Here is a 16,841-nt window from a genome sequence, read left to right on the forward strand (position 1 = left end):
GCCTTGTGAGGGCAATCTTCTTTTTCACAACGAGCTAGGCGCTGAAGCTGGATTACACAAAAAGCGCAAGCGCCTGGGCAGCTCGTGAAGAAAATAGGGATTGTCCCATAATGGTCAGGCCCTCTATTTTTTTCCCTGTGACCCATTACTTAAATCACAAAAGCGCATGCGCTGAGGTTAGTTCTCTTAAAATGGACTCTTGCAAACGAAAAGCCCCTGTCCTGGTCATAGCGTATCCCCCGCAGACATGGAGCTAAAAGACTACCGTTACCATCTTACCTTCTTTCCGGTTACTTCACAACTGCCCAGTCACTCTTTCCTCAAACCTTTTTTGCCGAGTTGCATAATTTATATAGAAGATTACATCTCATATAAAAACTGAGGAGGTGAAACCTATGTTCCCAAATAGAAATCGTCAGCCCGGACCCGGTTTTCAGCCACCCAATGGCCGAAGGATGCAGCAGCACCCTGCTCCATTCAGACAGTCACGGCAAATTCCCCATCCTTATCAGCAGATGCAGCGGCCGATGGTCCAAAACAGACCGCAGATGCCACAGGGACCCCAAGGTTTCCGAGGCCCTTTCGCCCAACCGCAGCGGCAGGAAATGCTGCCAGCAAAGAAAGAAGGGTTATTGTCAAAAATACTCGGTAAGTCGAAACAAAAAGGAGCTTCTCCCAATTTGTTTGCGCCAGCCGCTTCCACTAACAAAAGTTCTTCACGAAGCAGCGGAGGCGGTATCTTAGAAACATTAAAAAACCCCGATTCGCTTAATAATATGCTTTCCAACACGCAAAAAGTGTTGCAGGCGGCGGAACAATTCACGCCTATGGTGGAACAATACGGGCCAGTGATTAAAAATCTGCCTTCCATGTGGAAAGTTTTCAGGAGCATATCCTCAGCCGGTGAGACCGAGGACGAGGGAGCTCCCGTCGAAAACGGGCCAAAGGTTGAGGAACAAAAAAACAGTGAGGTAAAAACGGATTCGAAGAAAGAAGATAAAGCTAAAGAAGCTAGCCCCATCGCCCAAGTTCGTACCGAAAGGAAAAGGGAAAGAACATCCGGTCCCAAGCTTTATATATAGAGTCTACAAAAAATTTTCCAATAACTGATTTTATGTAAATATGATGTTTTGTAATATCATCTATGGTCTTATATAATAGAAAGGTATAAAAAGTGGGAGTTTCTTGCCTTGAAGGAGGACACATAGATGAAAGTGATTAAAATTTCCCCGCGCGGCTATTGTTATGGCGTTGTCGATGCCATGGTCATTGCCCGAAATGCGGCTTTAGATAAAACCTTGCCACGTCCCATTTACATTTTAGGAATGATCGTGCATAACAAACATGTGACGGATGCGTTCGAAGAAGAAGGCATCATCACGTTGGACGGAAGCAACCGCAACGATATCATTGAACAGGTGGACAGCGGAACCGTCATCTTTACTGCTCACGGCGTTTCACCTGAGATTAGGAAGATCGCTGAGAAAAAAGGTCTTGTGACGCTCGATGCAACATGTCCCGATGTTACCGCAACACATGACTTAATTCGGGAAAAACAAGCGGAAGGCTATCAAATCATTTATATAGGCAAAAAAGGCCATCCGGAACCAGAGGGTGCTGTCGGAGTTGCTCCTGATGTCGTTCACCTGGTTCAAAAGGATGAAGATGTGGAAGCCTTGACTTTGAATAGTGATAAGATCATTGTCACCAATCAAACAACGATGAGCCAATGGGATGTTTTGGATATCATGGATAAGGTCAAGGAAAAGTTCCCGCATGCCCAAGTCCATAAGGAAATTTGTTTAGCGACACAGGTTCGCCAAGAAGCGGTTGCCGAGCAAGCCGGCGAAGCTGATGTTTTAATCGTTGTCGGAGATCCCAAGAGTAATAATTCAAACCGGCTTGCACAAGTATCCCAAGAGATTGCCGGCACGAGAGCTTATCGAATCGCCGACATTTCCGAGTTGAACCTTGAATGGTTGAAGGATGCAGAGACGGTTGCCGTCACTTCAGGGGCTTCAACACCAACTCCGATCACGAAGGAAGTTATCGCATTTCTAGAGCAATACGAAGCAAATGATGAATCGACTTGGAATACCGAAAAGAAAACGCCATTGCATAAGATTTTACCTAAGATTAAAGTGAAGAAATGATTGCACAAAAACAAAGGCAGCCACTAAGGGCTGCCTTTTTCGTGTTATTTAAATGAAGCGGAAAGGGTCTGTATTCAGCCGGGATGGAATGAATTCAACATCGTAGTTCTTTTCGCGGCACATTTTTTCAAGGATTCGTGCAACACCTTTTTTCATCACCTTTTCAACATTGTGGCCCGGATCCACGATATTCAATCCAATCATCATCGCGTCATGGGCTGTATGGTAATACATATCACCAGTAACGTAAACATCGGCTCCCTTGAATTTCGCTGTAGTAAAGTATTTATTGCCGTCTCCGCCCAAAACGGCCACTTTTTTTATCGGACTTTGCAAATCCCCAACGACACGCACCTTTTCAACATCGAGGGTCCGCTTCACATGTTCGGAAAATTGTTCGAGTGTCATTTCTTCAGCAAGTACACCAATCTTTCCTAAGCCAAGGGACTCACCTTTGTTCTCCAGTTTATATATATCGTGAGCAACTTCTTCATATGGATGGGCTTTAATCATCGCAGCTAGCACTTTCTTCTCGATATTTTCCGGGAATATCGTTTCAACCCTCATTTCAGCTACCTCTTCAAGCTTTCCTTTAGAGCCAATTACCGGTTCACTGCCTTCACCTGGCAAGTAACGTCCGGTACCTTCCCCCGAAAACGAACAATTGCTGTAGTTCCCGATCGCTCCGGCCCCTGCCTTACCTAGGGCTTCCCTCACCTTTTGTTCGTCGGTCTTTGGAACATATACGACCAATTTCTTTAGAGCTGTTTCGTAAGTTGGAATCAATACCTCTGTATCCTGCAATTGTAGCGCCTCGGCAAGTAAATCATTCACTCCGCCCTTAGCAACATCCAAATTGGTATGTGCAGCATAAACAGCGATATCATGTTTGATCAGCTTTTCGATGATTCGGCCTCCAGCTGCGTTTGTATCGATCCTTTTCAATGGTCGGTAAATAAGCGGATGGTGGGCGATGATCAATTCCACGCCATGTTCTATCGCTTCGTCTACAACCTCTTCCAGCACATCAAGGGCAATCAGCACTTTAGTAACCGGCTTATTGAGCTGCCCGACATGCAGCCCGATTGGATCTCCCTCCATTGCATATTGCTTTGGGGAGAACCGTTCAAACGTTTCAATGATTTCGTGGCCATTCACTGTCTTCACCCTTTAAGCACCTCCTCAATTACCGAAATTTGAGATTTTAATTCATTGCGCTTCGTTTCCAGTCCGCTTCTTCCGCTTTCATCCAATTGTTCGATGATTCTTTCCAAATGTTTTTTCTCAAGCTGCCATTTTTTTATGAAAATGTCACTGAATTGCTCTCTTAAGTATGGACCGAAAGTGAGGCCGGCTTGCTTGTTCACCCCATAAGGGCGGAGCGGGTCTCCTTTTTTGGCAATTAAGATCTCGTAGATTTTCCCATCTTCTTCAAGGATTTCCTCTCCACTAAGTTCCCAGCCGTTTTCGATTAGCCAGCTGCGAACATTCGCTGCACCTACATTAGGCTGAAGGATAAGCCTTTCTGCCCTGCCGAGTTTCCCTTTTCCGCTTTCCAATATACTTGATATTAACGTCCCACCCATGCCTGCAATCGTAATGCATGTCGCTTCATCAGGATTCAATACTTCAAGCCCGTTTCCTTTGCGGACCTCTATCTTGTCCCCAAGCCCCGTCATTGCCACTTGCTTGCGTGCTGACTGATAGGGACCTTCTACAACCTCACCTGCTATAGCGCTGTCACACAAGCCGTTAGTCACCGCATAGCATGGCAAGTAAGCATGGTCTGAACCTATATCTGCAAGGATGCTTCCTTTTGGTATATGTATGGCAACACGTTCTAATCTCATCGATAGTTTTTCATGATTCATATTTATCAACTCTCTTAATTCAAATAATGTCTTACTATAATTACTTTCCCATTCGATTATACCAAGTTCAATCGAAAAATTACAGAAAGGAGAAACAGGGCCCTTTCTATCAGTGGGCAAAAGAAACCTTCCATCTGGAATCTTCTTGTTCCGAAAAATGAAAAACTGACTCAAAAAGCTCGCTTTCCAACGATTTCTTGAGTCAGTTTCATGACTTATTTCAGTCCATGAATATATTCGGCCATGGCATCAATGTTCTGTTCCTCTACTAAACCTGGTGGCATGGCACCTCGTCCATTAGTGATTACTTCTTTAACCTCGTCCACCGACAGACGATCGCCAACTCCTTTTAGAGCAGGCCCGACACCGCCTTGATAGGCATCACCATGACAAGAAATACAGTTTTGCTTATAAATGTCCTCAGGTGATGCCGAGGCATTTTCTGTTTCTTCTGTCTTTTCGCCGCCCTCTTTTTCCTTAGCAAGATCTTTGGCATCACCCAAACCTTTAAACGAAAGTAAAAACATAAGTCCAATACCAAAAACCATGATAATAATAAAAGGCATTACTGGATTGCGATTCATAGTATTTCCTCCCCTATGTAGAACCTAAACTTACCATAATTAATATTATATACAAACAGCTATATATTATTTTACTTGAAAAGAGTTTCAAGTAAAAGCCCAAAAATAGAAGATATTATATAATTTCTTAAAATTGTCAAAAACTTATGTATTTTTCCAAACGATTTTACTTTTTCTTACATATGTTCATGATACCCTAAAATCATTATTTAAAACCGCTGGTTATATTAGTAAAAAGTAAAGAGTGACAAGTGCTCCCAGGCCTCCCGCTATGGAAATGGAGCAGCTTCAGTTTATTGCCCATTAAAATCCAGAGTCCGCAATTAATGAACAAGAAAATATAAAGGATCCCCACTTTGCCGGGTGCCATGAATTCCGCAAAACTGCCAGTTAATAAAAGCAATGATAGCGCCATTCCCATCAAGGACATTTGAAAAATGATTTTCCTGCCGTTAAAGCGCAGGACCGCCAGCCAAAAGACAAGTATTGAAATTGTTGTCATAAGCATTTGCATTCTTATGGGTATTTCAGTAAAATAATTCAAAAATACAATAAATGCAAAAAGGGCCACAATCAACACCCCTGAGAAGATGTCGCTGTTTTTGCTCTCGGTTTTAATCGATTTAGATGGCGGCAGTTCGCCTTGACAGTATAATGCAAGCAGGTAATTACAATATTGCTCCGGAAGCATACGACTTTCCTTCCAGGAGTTTATTTCTTGAATGATGATTTTCTTTCTCATCTCATCCATGAATCTCACATCCTCATGATGACTATTTCTTTTTAAATGCTAAGCTTTTTAGTTATGTAAGATTATTTCTGTTGTAAAATCGATTTCCATTATACGAAAAATACAAGGATATTTTTACATCAAAATTGAAAAAAAGAGCCGCTCCCGAACGCTGGGCATTCAGGAGGGGGCTCTGTAAAGGGCATATATATTCTATTCCAGGAAATCTTTCAAGCGTTTGCTGCGGCTTGGATGTCTCAGTTTACGTAGCGCCTTCGCTTCGATTTGACGGATACGCTCGCGGGTGACCCCAAACACCTTACCTACCTCTTCAAGAGTGCGGGTGCGGCCATCATCAAGGCCAAAGCGGAGTCTCAAGACGTTCTCTTCACGGTCAGTAAGAGTATCCAATACGTCTTCAAGCTGTTCTTTCAAAAGTTCATATGCTGCATGTTCCGATGGGGAAGTCGCATCCTGATCTTCAATGAAATCACCTAAATGTGAATCGTCTTCTTCACCTATTGGCGTTTCCAATGAAACAGGCTCCTGTGCTATTTTCAAGATTTCACGAACTTTTTCAGGAGTTAAGTCCATATCCTCCGCAATTTCTTCCGGAGAAGGTTCACGTCCTAAATCCTGAAGAAGCTGTCTTTGAACACGGATCAATTTATTGATGGTTTCCACCATATGCACCGGTATCCGGATCGTTCTTGCTTGGTCGGCAATGGCACGGGTTATCGCTTGGCGAATCCACCATGTTGCATACGTACTGAATTTGAATCCCTTACGGTAATCAAATTTTTCCACTGCTTTGATAAGTCCCATATTACCTTCCTGAATCAAATCAAGGAAAAGCATTCCGCGTCCTACATAGCGCTTGGCGATACTGACAACAAGACGAAGGTTAGCTTCTGCCAAACGGCGTTTCGCTTCTTCATCTCCATCTTCAATTCTCGTCGCCAGAGATATTTCCTCTTCTGCCGATAAAAGGTCGACCCGACCAATTTCCTTTAAATACATGCGTACTGGGTCATTAATTTTAACGCCAGGAGGAACACTTAAATCATTTAAGTCAAACTCTTCTTCTTTTGCAAGTTTCTTCTCATCTGGATCGTCTTCATCTTCGTCTTCCTCACCATCAGTGAGTATTTCGACGCCGTTTTCGGCTAACACCTCATAGAACTCATCCATTTGATCGGAATCCAACTCAAAACCGCCAATCATTTCAGCAATTTTTTCTAAAGTCAAAGAGCCCCGTTTTTTACCTAGCTCTAGTAATTTTTCTTTCACCTGTTCAAGGCTAAATTCATTATCAACTTGTTTGGAACGTGCTGGTTTTTCAGCCATTAGTTCCCCTCCTTCCAGGACTTACACCTAAACGACTACAACATTTTACGCAATTTAATGATTTCCATGGCAATTTGTGCAGCAGTGACATAATCACTTCGTCTAACTGCATCTTTTTCTTCAACTTGTTTTTCTTTTATCTTTAACAACTTTTCATATTTCAACACTTGATTTATACAATCGGTCAGTTCTTTATCTGTAACTTCCTCATTCACTGACATCATTTCTATTTCCGAAACGATCCTTCTCAAGTTTGGATCCGGTAAATAAGTAAGGAAAAAGCTTGTATCCGGTTCGTGTCCATCTTCATAGAACGCATATAAATAGGTGATGATTGCCTGATGTTCATCTACATGAAAGACCGTTTGCCCAAGCAACTGCTGAATTTTGAAAGTCATCTCCCTGCTTTTTAGCATATGGGCAATCAACTTCGTTTCAGCATTATGGTGAGCAGGCTTTAACTTATGCTCATATTGCAGGGCCATTTTCTTTGGAGCCGCTGGCTGCGGCAGTGTCCCTTTCTTGCGTTCCGTAAAGAACACCTGACGCTGCTGCTGTTCCAGCGCATCCAATGAAAGGGAAAATTCAGAGGATAGCTGCCGGAGATAATGATCCCTCTCCACTGCATTGAGCAATCGCGAAATTTCTTTAAGGACTTCTTCGATATATTGAATTCGATCTCCTTCATTATTTACATTTTTCCCTCGACGCAAATAATGCATTTTGAATGCCATGTAGGTTAAACTGGCCCCTATTACTTCAGAAACAAAGCTTTTTTCACCGAATTCCTTTATGTAGTCATCGGGGTCCAAGTTATCAGGCATGAGAGCGACTTTCACGGAAAACTCATGGTTCTGTAACATATCAACTGCACGATTGGCAGCGTTCAATCCCGCAGAGTCCGAATCGTAGCAAATAAGTATCTGGTCAGTATTTCTTTTTAAAAGCTGGATATGCTGGTCCGTCAGGGCAGTACCCATTGTAGCGACCGCATTCTCCACACCTGCGCCAACTGCTGAAATGCAATCGGCAAAGCCTTCAAAAATGACTGCTTGTTCTTTCTTTCGTATGTGTGGTCTTGCATGATGGAAATTATATAGAGTTTTACTTTTATTAAAGATTGGCGTTTCAGGACTATTCAAATATTTGGGCTCATCGTCCCCCATCGCTCTTCCTGAAAACGCAATCGTATTTCCTTGATGATCCATAATTGGAAACATGACTCTATTTCTGAAACGGTCAAAATATGACTCGTCTTTTTCCCTGTAAATAATAAGCCCTGCCTGCTCCATGTATTCCGCTGGAAACCCGCGTTTTAAAAGGAATTTGGACACGAAGTCCCATGAATCCAAAGAGTAGCCAATTTGGAACTTTTCTATTGTCTCTTCAGTAAACCCGCGTTTAAGTAGATATTCGAGAGCATCCTGCCCCTCTTTCGTATTGACGAGGAGATGATGATAAAACTTCCTCAGCAGGTCATGGGCTTCAATCATTTGCTGAGAGCCTGCCGGCATGTTAGATCGATTGGAATCCTTATTGATTTCAACATCCAAAGGAACATTTCCTTTTTCAGCTAAAACTTTTGCAGATTCCACAAAGCTGTAGCCTTCTATATCCATCAAAAAGGTAAAAATATTTCCGCCTGCCCCGCAACCAAAACAGTGAAAGATTTGCTTTTCCGTTGAAACGGAAAACGAGGGCGAGTTTTCACCATGAAAAGGACATAAGCCAAAGTAATTGCGCCCCTGCTTCTTCAGCTGGACATACTCCCCAATTAAATCAACAATGTCAACAGCTTCACGAATTTGATTAATTTTCTCATCTTCTATACGGCCATTTATCATTTTTCCACCTTGCAATATTGGTGATAGTTTTTAATTCGATACTGTTTCCTAATTCCCTGCAAAGTTCGACAATGTTTTCATAAGTTTATTTGTAAAACATGCACGATCTTCCTTTGTGAATGCTTTCGGCCCTTTCGTATGCTTACCCTGCCTGCGGAGCTTCGCCGACTGATAACGCATATCCAAGAGCATGAAAATATTCTCGTCCGTGTATTCTTTTCCCCTTGGCGAAAGGACATAAACGTTTTTAGGAAGCAGGGTCCCAGCCAAACCAATATCTGCAGTAACGACAATATCACCCTTTTTTACTGAGTTCACTATATAAAGATCTGCCGCTTCTTTGTCTGCATCGACATAAACCCATTTACCTTCAGGGTTATTCATCATATTTTTATATGATGCAACAAAACAGACTTCAACATCGTGCAAGCTTGCACAATGAAGGATTTCGTCTTTCACCGGGCATGCATCGGCATCGACGTGTATCGTAGGTTTATTATTCATACCTTCTAATTCTACATCTTTCTGCATAATCCTTTTTCTCCCCTAAACTTTATGAAGATATGGTGAATTTTCAGCATTGATTCAGAGGATTCCCTCTAAAAGAGCACACATTATTCTTCAAAGAATACCTGCTTATTTAAGTGAAAGCACCTCTTTTGCCTTGAAAAAGACCAGCCCTTCCTGAATTATACGGAACATGTCGAATTATTTTTATGATAAAAACCTTGACATCTCATTAACCTTTAGTTTATTCCTTATTAATTAAGTCTAAACCTTAAGATTACTTTTTTCTCACAATTTTTTATTATAGTCTATTTGATTAGAAGATGCCAACATTTAAATTCCGAATGTATTTCCATGCAAATCAACGGATTTACGCTTGAAAACCAAGAGGAATTTTATGTAATTATTTTGAACTTATTCTTGTTATTCCCTAATTTGACCTTGGCATTAAAATGTGAGCTGACACATAGAGTGTCTAGCTCACATTTTGTTTTGCCTTAATTATAAGGATCAACGGTTTTTATTTTGAAGGATATTGATTATCAAATTGGCTGTTTCTTCAACAGCTTTATTGGTTACATCAATGATAGGACAGTTCAACCTTGATATGATTGTATCAAAGTATGTCAATTCTTCTTTTATGCGCTCCACATTTGCGTAAATGGCATGATCATTGAGCCCAAGTGACTTTAAACGTTCTTTACGAATATGGTTCAGCTTTTCCGGGCTGATCTTTAAACCAATGCATTTTTCAGGAGGCACCAGGAACAGCTCTTCTGGAGGCTCCACTTCAGGCACTAAAGGTACGTTCGCCACTTTATAGCGTTTGTGGGCTAAATACTGTGATAATGGCGTTTTGGAAGTGCGCGAAACACCCACAAGGACGATATCTGCACGTAAAATGCCCCGAGGGTCACGTCCATCATCATACTTTACAGCAAATTCAATGGCTTCCACACGCTTGAAATAGTCATCATCCAGCTTTCTCACCAAACCAGGTTCATTAAGCGGCCCTTTTGGCGCCCTTTCCTGTAGGATGTCCATGAGCGGCCCTAAAATGTCATAAGCAGACAGGTTTTCTTTCTCGACCTGTGCTTTCATATACGCTCTAATGGCTGGCTTGACAAGAGTATAAGCAATGATCGCCCCGTCCAGCTTGGCCAATGATATCACTTCATCCACGTTTTGTTCATCTTCAATATACGGAATTCGCTTTATGGAAAAAGCAGATCCCGAAAACTGGCTTGCAGCGGCTTTTGTAACCAATTCCGCTGTTTCCCCTACTGAATCCGATACAACATATATAATAGAACCGTTCATATTCTCCGTCATTCCTTTTGCAAGCCCCCTAATAGCCTTCATCAGCCAAAGCTACGAATGCTTTCGTAATATTGGTTTTTGTAATCCTTCCAATTACTTCATAGCCTTTTTCTGTGTCTTTGACGACCGGTAATGAGTCGATTTGTTTATCAATCAATTTTTTGGCAACATCAATCAAAAGGTCTTCTTTTGAACACATTGTAATATTTGGCATCCTAGTCATGATGATGTTGACTGGAATGGAGTTAAGCTCTTGTTTCCCAATACTTGCACGCAACAAGTCTTTCCTTGATAAGACACCGACAAGCAATGCATGCTTATCGACGACGAACATTGTTCCGACATCTTCCAAAAACATCATGACTATTGCATCATATACGGAAATGCCCTCGTCAACAACGACAGGTATCGATTGGTAGTCACGTACATAAAGATGGTTGAGGCTATCTGTCAAAAGCTGTGTCCCTGACCTGCCTGTATAGAAATACCCCACTCGGGGCCTGGCATCAAGAAAACCTGCCATCGTTAAAATCGCTAGATCTGGACGAAGTGTCGCCCTGGTAAGGTTCAATCTATCCGCAATATGTTCTCCAGTAATCGGTCCGTTTTCTTTTACGATTTGTAAAATTTGTTCCTGACGCTTATTCAATTGGATTATAATCACCACCCCACTGCTTTCGCAGAGTAAAGTAACAAAAGTTATTCATTTAATAATTATATACTAAATTATTTAATTAGGGCATTTTTGTACTATTTATTGACCATTTATCTTTTTAAGAAATCGGAAACCCTTATTCAAAGTGTTTCCGATTTCCATACATCCTTTCGATCATGTAAGGATGATCTTATTCATGGCAGCAAAACCTGCAATCAAATCACTGATTTCCTTCATTAAGGATAAACGGTTATTGCGGATTGCTTCATCCTCTGCCATGACCATCGTATTCTCGAAATATGACTCTATTTCCGTTTGAAGCGAAACAAGCTGTTCAAACCGCTCATTCTCATCATTGGATTCCATATAACGCATTGCCACTTTTTGATATTTTACGTATAACGCATTTTCTTGATCATTTTCAAAGGTGCTAGGGTCGACTGTCACCTTATTGTCACATTTCACGGCAATGTTCATGACCCGACTTAAAGCTTCAAGGCTTTCTTTAAAGCCAGCTTCGTCTTTTTTCGCATTCAAGACATGTGCACGTTCCACGATTGAGTGGATATAGCCGATCTCATTGAACAGAACTGCATCGATCAAATCGTAACGGATTTGCTGTTCTTGAAGCAGGTGTTTGACACGGGCTTTAAAGAATGTGAACATATCCGCTTTAACTTCTTCAAGATCACGTTTTAAGATGCCCTTTGATTCCAGTCCTTTAAGGCCTAAAACAATAAGCTCCTCTAAAGAAATGTTCCATTTCTTCTCAGCTAGAATTTGGACGACCCCGCTCGCCTGCCTTCTCAATGCGTAAGGATCCTGGGAACCTGTCGGAATGACACCAATAGCGAAGAATGAAGACAAAGTATCAATTTTTTCAGCTAAACTCACAACCGCTCCAATGACTGAAGGCGGTATATTGTCATCGGCATGTCTTGGCATATAATGTTCATTGATAGCCGCGGCCACTTCTTTGGCTTCCCCTTTTAAGAGAGCATATTTTTCACCCATATACCCTTGCAATTCCGGGAATTCATAAACCATATGACTCACCAAATCGAACTTGGCAATTGCCGCCGTACGAAGCGCCATTTCTTTTTCCGCACTTAAATTCAAAGCATCCGCAAGGGCACCGGTCACTGCAGTTACCCTGGCAGTTTTCTCGGCTAATGTGCCAATTTCTTCATGATAAACGATGCTGTCAAGCTTTTTCAAAGCATCCGAAATCTCTTTTTTCTGATCTTCTTTATAGAAGAATGCTGCATCCGATAAGCGGGCACGCAGTACTTTTTCATTACCTTTAGAAACCTTATCCAAATGGCGGTCATCGCCATTACGCACGGTTACAAAGTAAGCAAGCAGTTTCCCGTCCTTATCTTTAACAGGGAAATAACGTTGGTGTTCCTTCATTGATGTGATAAGTACCTCAGCAGGAAGCTCTAGGAATTCTTCTTCAAAATGTCCAAATAACACCGTTGGATACTCTACCAAATTATTGACTTCTTCAAGCAGATCTTCATCGACTGGGATGATCCAGCCTTTCTCCTGCTCAAGCTCTTTAATCTGATCCAATATAACTTGTCGGCGTTTATCTGGATCAGCCATTACAAATTGTTCTTTTAGCGTATGTTCGTACAGTTCCGGCAGCTCGATGCTTGCGCTATCGCCCAAGAAGCGGTGTCCTTTTGTTTCACGGCCCGTTTCCACATCAGCAATGCTGAATGGCACTATGTCATTGCCGAATAAAGCAATCAGCCATTTAATCGGACGGACGAAGCGAAGCTCCTGATTGGCCCAACGCATATTTTTTGGGAACGTCATGCCGCTGATGATATCCTGCAGCTCGGATAAAAGCTTAACGGTCTGCTGTCCTTTTATGAATTTATTCACATGGACATATTCTACACCCTTGATTTCTTTAAAGTAAATATCCTCTGAAGTCATCCCTTGACCCCTGACGAATCCCAATGCGGCTTTAGACCAATTGCCTTCTCCGTCCAAAGCGATTTTCTTGGCAGGGCCTTTAGCTTCTTCTTCGATATCCTTTTGCGATTCTTCCACATCTTTCACCAATACGGCTAAACGTCTTGGTGTGGAAAAAGCTTCAACCGTTCCGAATTCAATCGCTTTTCCCGTTAGCCATTGCTGTACTTTATCTGACAACTGTTTCATTGATGCTGTCACAAAACGGGCAGGCAGCTCTTCCAATCCAATTTCCAATAACAAATCACGCTTGCTCATTTGTATTCTCCCCTTTCACTTTCAGGATCGGGAAGCCTAATTTTTCCCGCTCTTCATAGAAGGTTTTGGCAACCTTACGCGCTAAGTTACGGCACCGGGCAATATAACCCGTTCTTTCTGTCACCGAGATGGCACCTTTGGCATCCAAAAGGTTAAATGTATGTGAACATTTCAAAACATAGTCATATGCAGGATGTACAAGTCCTTCTTCCATTTGGCGATGCGCTTCCTTTTCATACATCGAGAAAAGCTGAAACAGCATATCAAGGTCGGAGGTTTCGAACGTATATTTCGAATGTTCGTATTCCGGCTGACCAAATATATCCCGAACCGTGAATCCATCTGTCCATTCTAGGTCAAATACGTTTTCCTTATCTTGAATGTAAGATGCGAGACGTTCGATCCCGTATGTAATTTCCACGGAAACCGGCTTACACTCAAGGCCGCCCACTTGTTGGAAATAGGTAAATTGAGTGATTTCCATTCCATCAAGCCATACTTCCCAACCTAGACCAGCACACCCTAGTGATGGATTTTCCCAGTTGTCCTCCACAAAGCGAATATCATGCTCAAGCGGATTTATCCCTAAAGCGCGTAATGAATCCAAATATAACTCTTGGATATTGTCAGGCGACGGCTTCATGATCACTTGGAACTGATGATGCTGATACAGTCGATTAGGGTTCTCGCCATAACGGCCGTCAGCAGGACGGCGGGAAGGCTCGACGTAAGCAACGCTCCAAGGCTCAGGTCCAATGGCTCTAAGGAACGTGTATGGGCTCATCGTTCCTGCCCCTTTCTCTACATCATAAGCATTCATCAATATGCAGCCTTGTTCAGACCAATGCTTTTGTAACGTTAAAATCATATTTTGAATATTCATCGTACACCTCCAGATTATTTAAACGGCTCTTTTTAAAATTAAGGATTGGAACCCATTACATTTTGGCAAACAAAAAACTCCCGTCCCTATGCGAAATGCATAGGGACGAGAGTATACCCGCGGTTCCACCCTAATTGCCGTTTATAAAACGGCCTCTTTTCAAAGCTACATGCTCCGGAAACGCCCTTCCCTGTAAATCCATATCCCGGCTTCCACCGTCCCGGGCTCGCTTTTTATGGAGAATGACAGATACTCTTTTCCATCAACGCAATCTTCTTATTTTGATGATTAGAATTTTATACAAACTAGCATGGAATGTCAATAGTCAGATCCTAAAACATATCTTTCATCGTATCAATCTGTTTCAGGAACTTTTTTGATTTCAAATGCAGACCGGAATATTCCTCATAATATGCATCGATGATCTTCCGAAGTTCTTTTTTCGTTTCAGGCTTTACGGAAATGTTTCCGAGCCTTGATAAATCGAAATAATAAAAGATTCGAAGCAATTTGACGGCTGCAGGTGAAATTTTATAATGATAAGGGTCTTTCCCCAGACAGCGGTGACAGATAAAGCCCGCTTCCCGAAGCGAGAAGGAGAATTCCCCTTCCGTTTCACCACATACAGCACACTGATTCAGTACAGGGTTAATCCCATTGACGGGCAGCATCTTCATTTCAAAAATGAATGTCAAAACCTCTGCGTCATATTCCTCGTTTATGTAATGCAAGGTTTGCGAAAGCAATTCATACAAATATGGATTCGGTTTCTTATCCTCGACGCTTTTATCAAGCAATTCAACAATATATGAAGCATAAGCAGTGGCAAAAAGATCCTCCCTTATGAAACGAAGTGAATCGACCATTTCGCCTTGCTGAAGACTACCGAGTCCCGTTGATGTGGTTACAAGAAAATACCCGGAGCAAAAAAGCTGTGTGACGGCTGAAAGCCTGCTGTTAGGTTTACTGGCTCCTCTAGCCATAACGCCTATTTTTCCTAGCTCGCGGGTATATATAGTAATGATTTTGTTATTTTCTCCATATGCAGTTCGCCTTATGACAATGCCCTCACATTTTTGGAGCATACCAAGACACCACCCATGCTCGCCAAGGCTAACCTATGAAACAGGAAAATCAATTTCTGCTAGCTCATCATTCAATCCCAAGTGTCTTTCCTGTCTCTCGACTTCTATCTCCTTAAACAGCAAATAGGTGTCCACATTACCCGTTTCAGTAAATAACTCCCAGGTAAAATCCAACATATAAAGCCCACCTTTCATTTTTAACTAGCAATATGAATATCCGACCATATGGTTAGCTTGACCGTTTTCCGAACTTTCATGACGCGTAAATTTTGTTAATTAATACTCGCTCTCATTGAAGCCATAATCGCGAAGCTGGCTTGCTTTGTTCCGCCAATCCTTCTGCACCTTCACCCATAGTTCCAAGAAAACTTTCGAGCCCAATAAGTTTTCGATATCCACCCTGGCACGGCTACCGACTTCTTTAAGCATTTTCCCTTGCTTTCCGATGACGATGCCTTTTTGTGAATCACGTTCCACAACGATTGTCGCCATGACATTAATGGTGTCACTGTTGTCCATTTTTTTAATTGAATCGATGACAACAGCCACTGAATGCGGAATTTCTTCACGTGTCAGGTGCAGTACCTTCTCGCGGACCAATTCGGAAATGATAAAACGTTCCGGGTGGTCCGTCACTTGGTCAGCTGGATAAAACTGGGGACCTTCTGGCAGATGTTCCTTGATTTGTTCAAGCAGTGTATCAACATTATTTCCTTCAAGCGCAGAAATCGGAACGACCGCCGCAAAAGGGTAAAGCTGTTGGTATTTTTCAATGATCGGAAGTAAATCATCTGGATGCATCGCATCGATTTTGTTTACAACAAGGAAAACTGGCGTTTTTACGGATTGAAGTTTTTCGATGATAAACTCGTCACCCCGTCCGTATCCTTCAGTCGCATTGATCATGAAGAGAATCAAATCGACTTCCTTCAATGTATTCGTTGCCACTTTCATCATGAAGTCACCAAGCTTATGCTTTGGTTTATGAATGCCGGGTGTATCGATGAAAATCATTTGTGAATCGTTTTGCGTAAGTACACCCTGGACCTTATTTCTTGTAGTTTGCGGTTTATCGCTCATAATGGCGATCTTTTGACCGATGACCCGATTCAGAAATGTACTCTTTCCAACATTAGGTCGTCCAATAATCGAAATGAAACCTGATTTGTAATCTTTTACTTGTTTATCATCAAATAGTTTATCCATTTAAATCCTCCGGTGAAAAAGCTCCTGGAAGCAATTCCTGTACTGTTAGTTCTTTTATATCCCCATGTAAGTTGGTCAAAACGACCGGCATATCCTTTTCACACAGTTCCGAAATAACCTGCCTGCATGCCCCGCATGGGGAAACGGGACCATCGGTATCCGCCACGACTGCAAGTTTAGTGAATTTTTTATCATTATGGGCATAAGCGCTGAATAAAGCTGTCCTTTCGGCACAGTTACACATGCTGTATGCAGCATTTTCTATATTACAACCATGATAGACTTTTCCATCTGCGGTTAAAAGGGCTGCCCCCACCTTAAATTTGGAGTAAGGCACATAAGCTTTATCCCTTGCTTTTTTAGCTTCCTCAATCAATTCTTTTGTATTCAATTCACATCTTCCTTTCAAATT

At 42.0% G+C, this 16,841-nt stretch carries 17 protein-coding genes and 1 other annotated feature; of the genes, 2 read left to right on the top strand and 15 right to left on the bottom strand.

Going from position 1 to position 16,841, the window contains the following annotated elements:
* Positions 1-395 precede the first annotated feature (395 nt).
* On the top strand, positions 396-1,082 hold the full coding sequence (vrrA, locus tag QNH43_RS18365; protein WP_283915186.1) for a VrrA/YqfQ family protein: 687 nt from the start codon (positions 396-398) through the stop codon (positions 1,080-1,082).
* Positions 1,083-1,208: 126 nt separating this feature from the next.
* Positions 1,209-2,153 (top strand): 4-hydroxy-3-methylbut-2-enyl diphosphate reductase, encoded by a 945-nt coding sequence (locus QNH43_RS18370; RefSeq protein WP_283915187.1) that lies wholly within the window; start codon positions 1,209-1,211, stop codon positions 2,151-2,153.
* Positions 2,154-2,201: 48 nt separating this feature from the next.
* On the opposite strand, the gene QNH43_RS18375 is transcribed toward QNH43_RS18370, so the two are convergent.
* The 15 genes from QNH43_RS18375 to QNH43_RS18445 form a co-directional block, all read right to left on the bottom strand.
* Entirely contained in the window at positions 2,202-3,320 is a 1,119-nt protein-coding gene (locus tag QNH43_RS18375) for a Nif3-like dinuclear metal center hexameric protein (protein ID WP_283915188.1), read from the bottom strand.
* Positions 3,317-4,024 (bottom strand): tRNA (adenine(22)-N(1))-methyltransferase, encoded by a 708-nt coding sequence (locus tag QNH43_RS18380; protein ID WP_283915189.1) that lies wholly within the window; start codon positions 4,022-4,024, stop codon positions 3,317-3,319. Before QNH43_RS18380 ends, QNH43_RS18375 begins: the two co-directional genes overlap by 4 nt.
* A gap of 215 nt (positions 4,025-4,239) precedes the next feature.
* Positions 4,240-4,608, bottom strand: coding sequence for a cytochrome c550 (gene cccA / locus QNH43_RS18385; protein ID WP_260284719.1), 369 nt, complete (start codon positions 4,606-4,608; stop codon positions 4,240-4,242).
* Between the two features lie 205 nt (positions 4,609-4,813).
* Entirely contained in the window at positions 4,814-5,359 is a 546-nt protein-coding gene (locus QNH43_RS18390) for a hypothetical protein (protein ID WP_283915190.1), read from the bottom strand.
* Positions 5,360-5,551: 192 nt separating this feature from the next.
* Positions 5,552-6,685, bottom strand: a complete 1,134-nt coding sequence (rpoD, locus tag QNH43_RS18395; RefSeq protein WP_034308477.1) for an RNA polymerase sigma factor RpoD — start codon at positions 6,683-6,685, stop codon at positions 5,552-5,554.
* Positions 6,686-6,720: 35 nt separating this feature from the next.
* Positions 6,721-8,526 carry a DNA primase gene (gene dnaG, locus QNH43_RS18400; RefSeq protein WP_283918397.1) on the bottom strand — a complete coding sequence of 602 codons (1,806 nt, stop codon included), beginning with the start codon at positions 8,524-8,526 and terminating at the stop codon, positions 6,721-6,723.
* 51 nt (positions 8,527-8,577) lie between these two features.
* Positions 8,578-9,033 carry a YaiI/YqxD family protein gene (locus QNH43_RS18405; RefSeq protein WP_076366289.1) on the bottom strand — a complete coding sequence of 152 codons (456 nt, stop codon included), beginning with the start codon at positions 9,031-9,033 and terminating at the stop codon, positions 8,578-8,580.
* Between the two features lie 513 nt (positions 9,034-9,546).
* Entirely contained in the window at positions 9,547-10,368 is an 822-nt protein-coding gene (locus QNH43_RS18410) for a pyruvate, water dikinase regulatory protein (RefSeq protein ID WP_370662553.1), read from the bottom strand.
* Positions 10,369-10,384: 16 nt separating this feature from the next.
* The gene (locus QNH43_RS18415) at positions 10,385-11,023 is read right to left on the bottom strand and encodes a transcriptional regulator CcpN (protein ID WP_034308483.1); all 639 of its coding nucleotides are present in this window, start codon (positions 11,021-11,023) and stop codon (positions 10,385-10,387) included.
* A 162-nt stretch (positions 11,024-11,185) separates the two neighbouring features.
* Entirely contained in the window at positions 11,186-13,255 is a 2,070-nt protein-coding gene (glyS, locus tag QNH43_RS18420; protein ID WP_283915191.1) for a glycine--tRNA ligase subunit beta, read from the bottom strand.
* Positions 13,242-14,138: a glycine--tRNA ligase subunit alpha gene (glyQ, locus tag QNH43_RS18425; RefSeq protein WP_076365250.1), complete on the bottom strand. Its 897-nt coding sequence runs from the start codon at positions 14,136-14,138 to the stop codon at positions 13,242-13,244. The genes glyS and glyQ overlap by 14 nt, the downstream gene beginning before the upstream one ends.
* Before the next feature lie 98 nt (positions 14,139-14,236).
* Positions 14,237-14,413 (bottom strand) — a binding site (T-box leader).
* A 57-nt stretch (positions 14,414-14,470) separates the two neighbouring features.
* Positions 14,471-15,223 carry a DNA repair protein RecO gene (recO, locus tag QNH43_RS18430; protein WP_076365248.1) on the bottom strand — a complete coding sequence of 251 codons (753 nt, stop codon included), beginning with the start codon at positions 15,221-15,223 and terminating at the stop codon, positions 14,471-14,473.
* Positions 15,224-15,256: 33 nt separating this feature from the next.
* Positions 15,257-15,400, bottom strand: a complete 144-nt coding sequence (locus QNH43_RS18435) for a YqzL family protein (protein WP_065310843.1) — start codon at positions 15,398-15,400, stop codon at positions 15,257-15,259.
* 99 nt (positions 15,401-15,499) lie between these two features.
* Positions 15,500-16,429 (bottom strand): GTPase Era, encoded by a 930-nt coding sequence (era, locus tag QNH43_RS18440; RefSeq protein WP_076365244.1) that lies wholly within the window; start codon positions 16,427-16,429, stop codon positions 15,500-15,502.
* A complete protein-coding gene (locus QNH43_RS18445; protein ID WP_076365241.1) occupies positions 16,422-16,820 on the bottom strand; it encodes a cytidine deaminase in 399 nt (132 codons plus the stop codon). Before QNH43_RS18445 ends, era begins: the two co-directional genes overlap by 8 nt.
* Between the last annotated feature and the right edge of the window lie 21 nt (positions 16,821-16,841).

Origin of the sequence: Peribacillus simplex (assembly GCF_030123325.1) — a bacterium.
Lineage (GTDB): Bacteria > Bacillota > Bacilli > Bacillales > DSM-1321 > Peribacillus > Peribacillus simplex_D.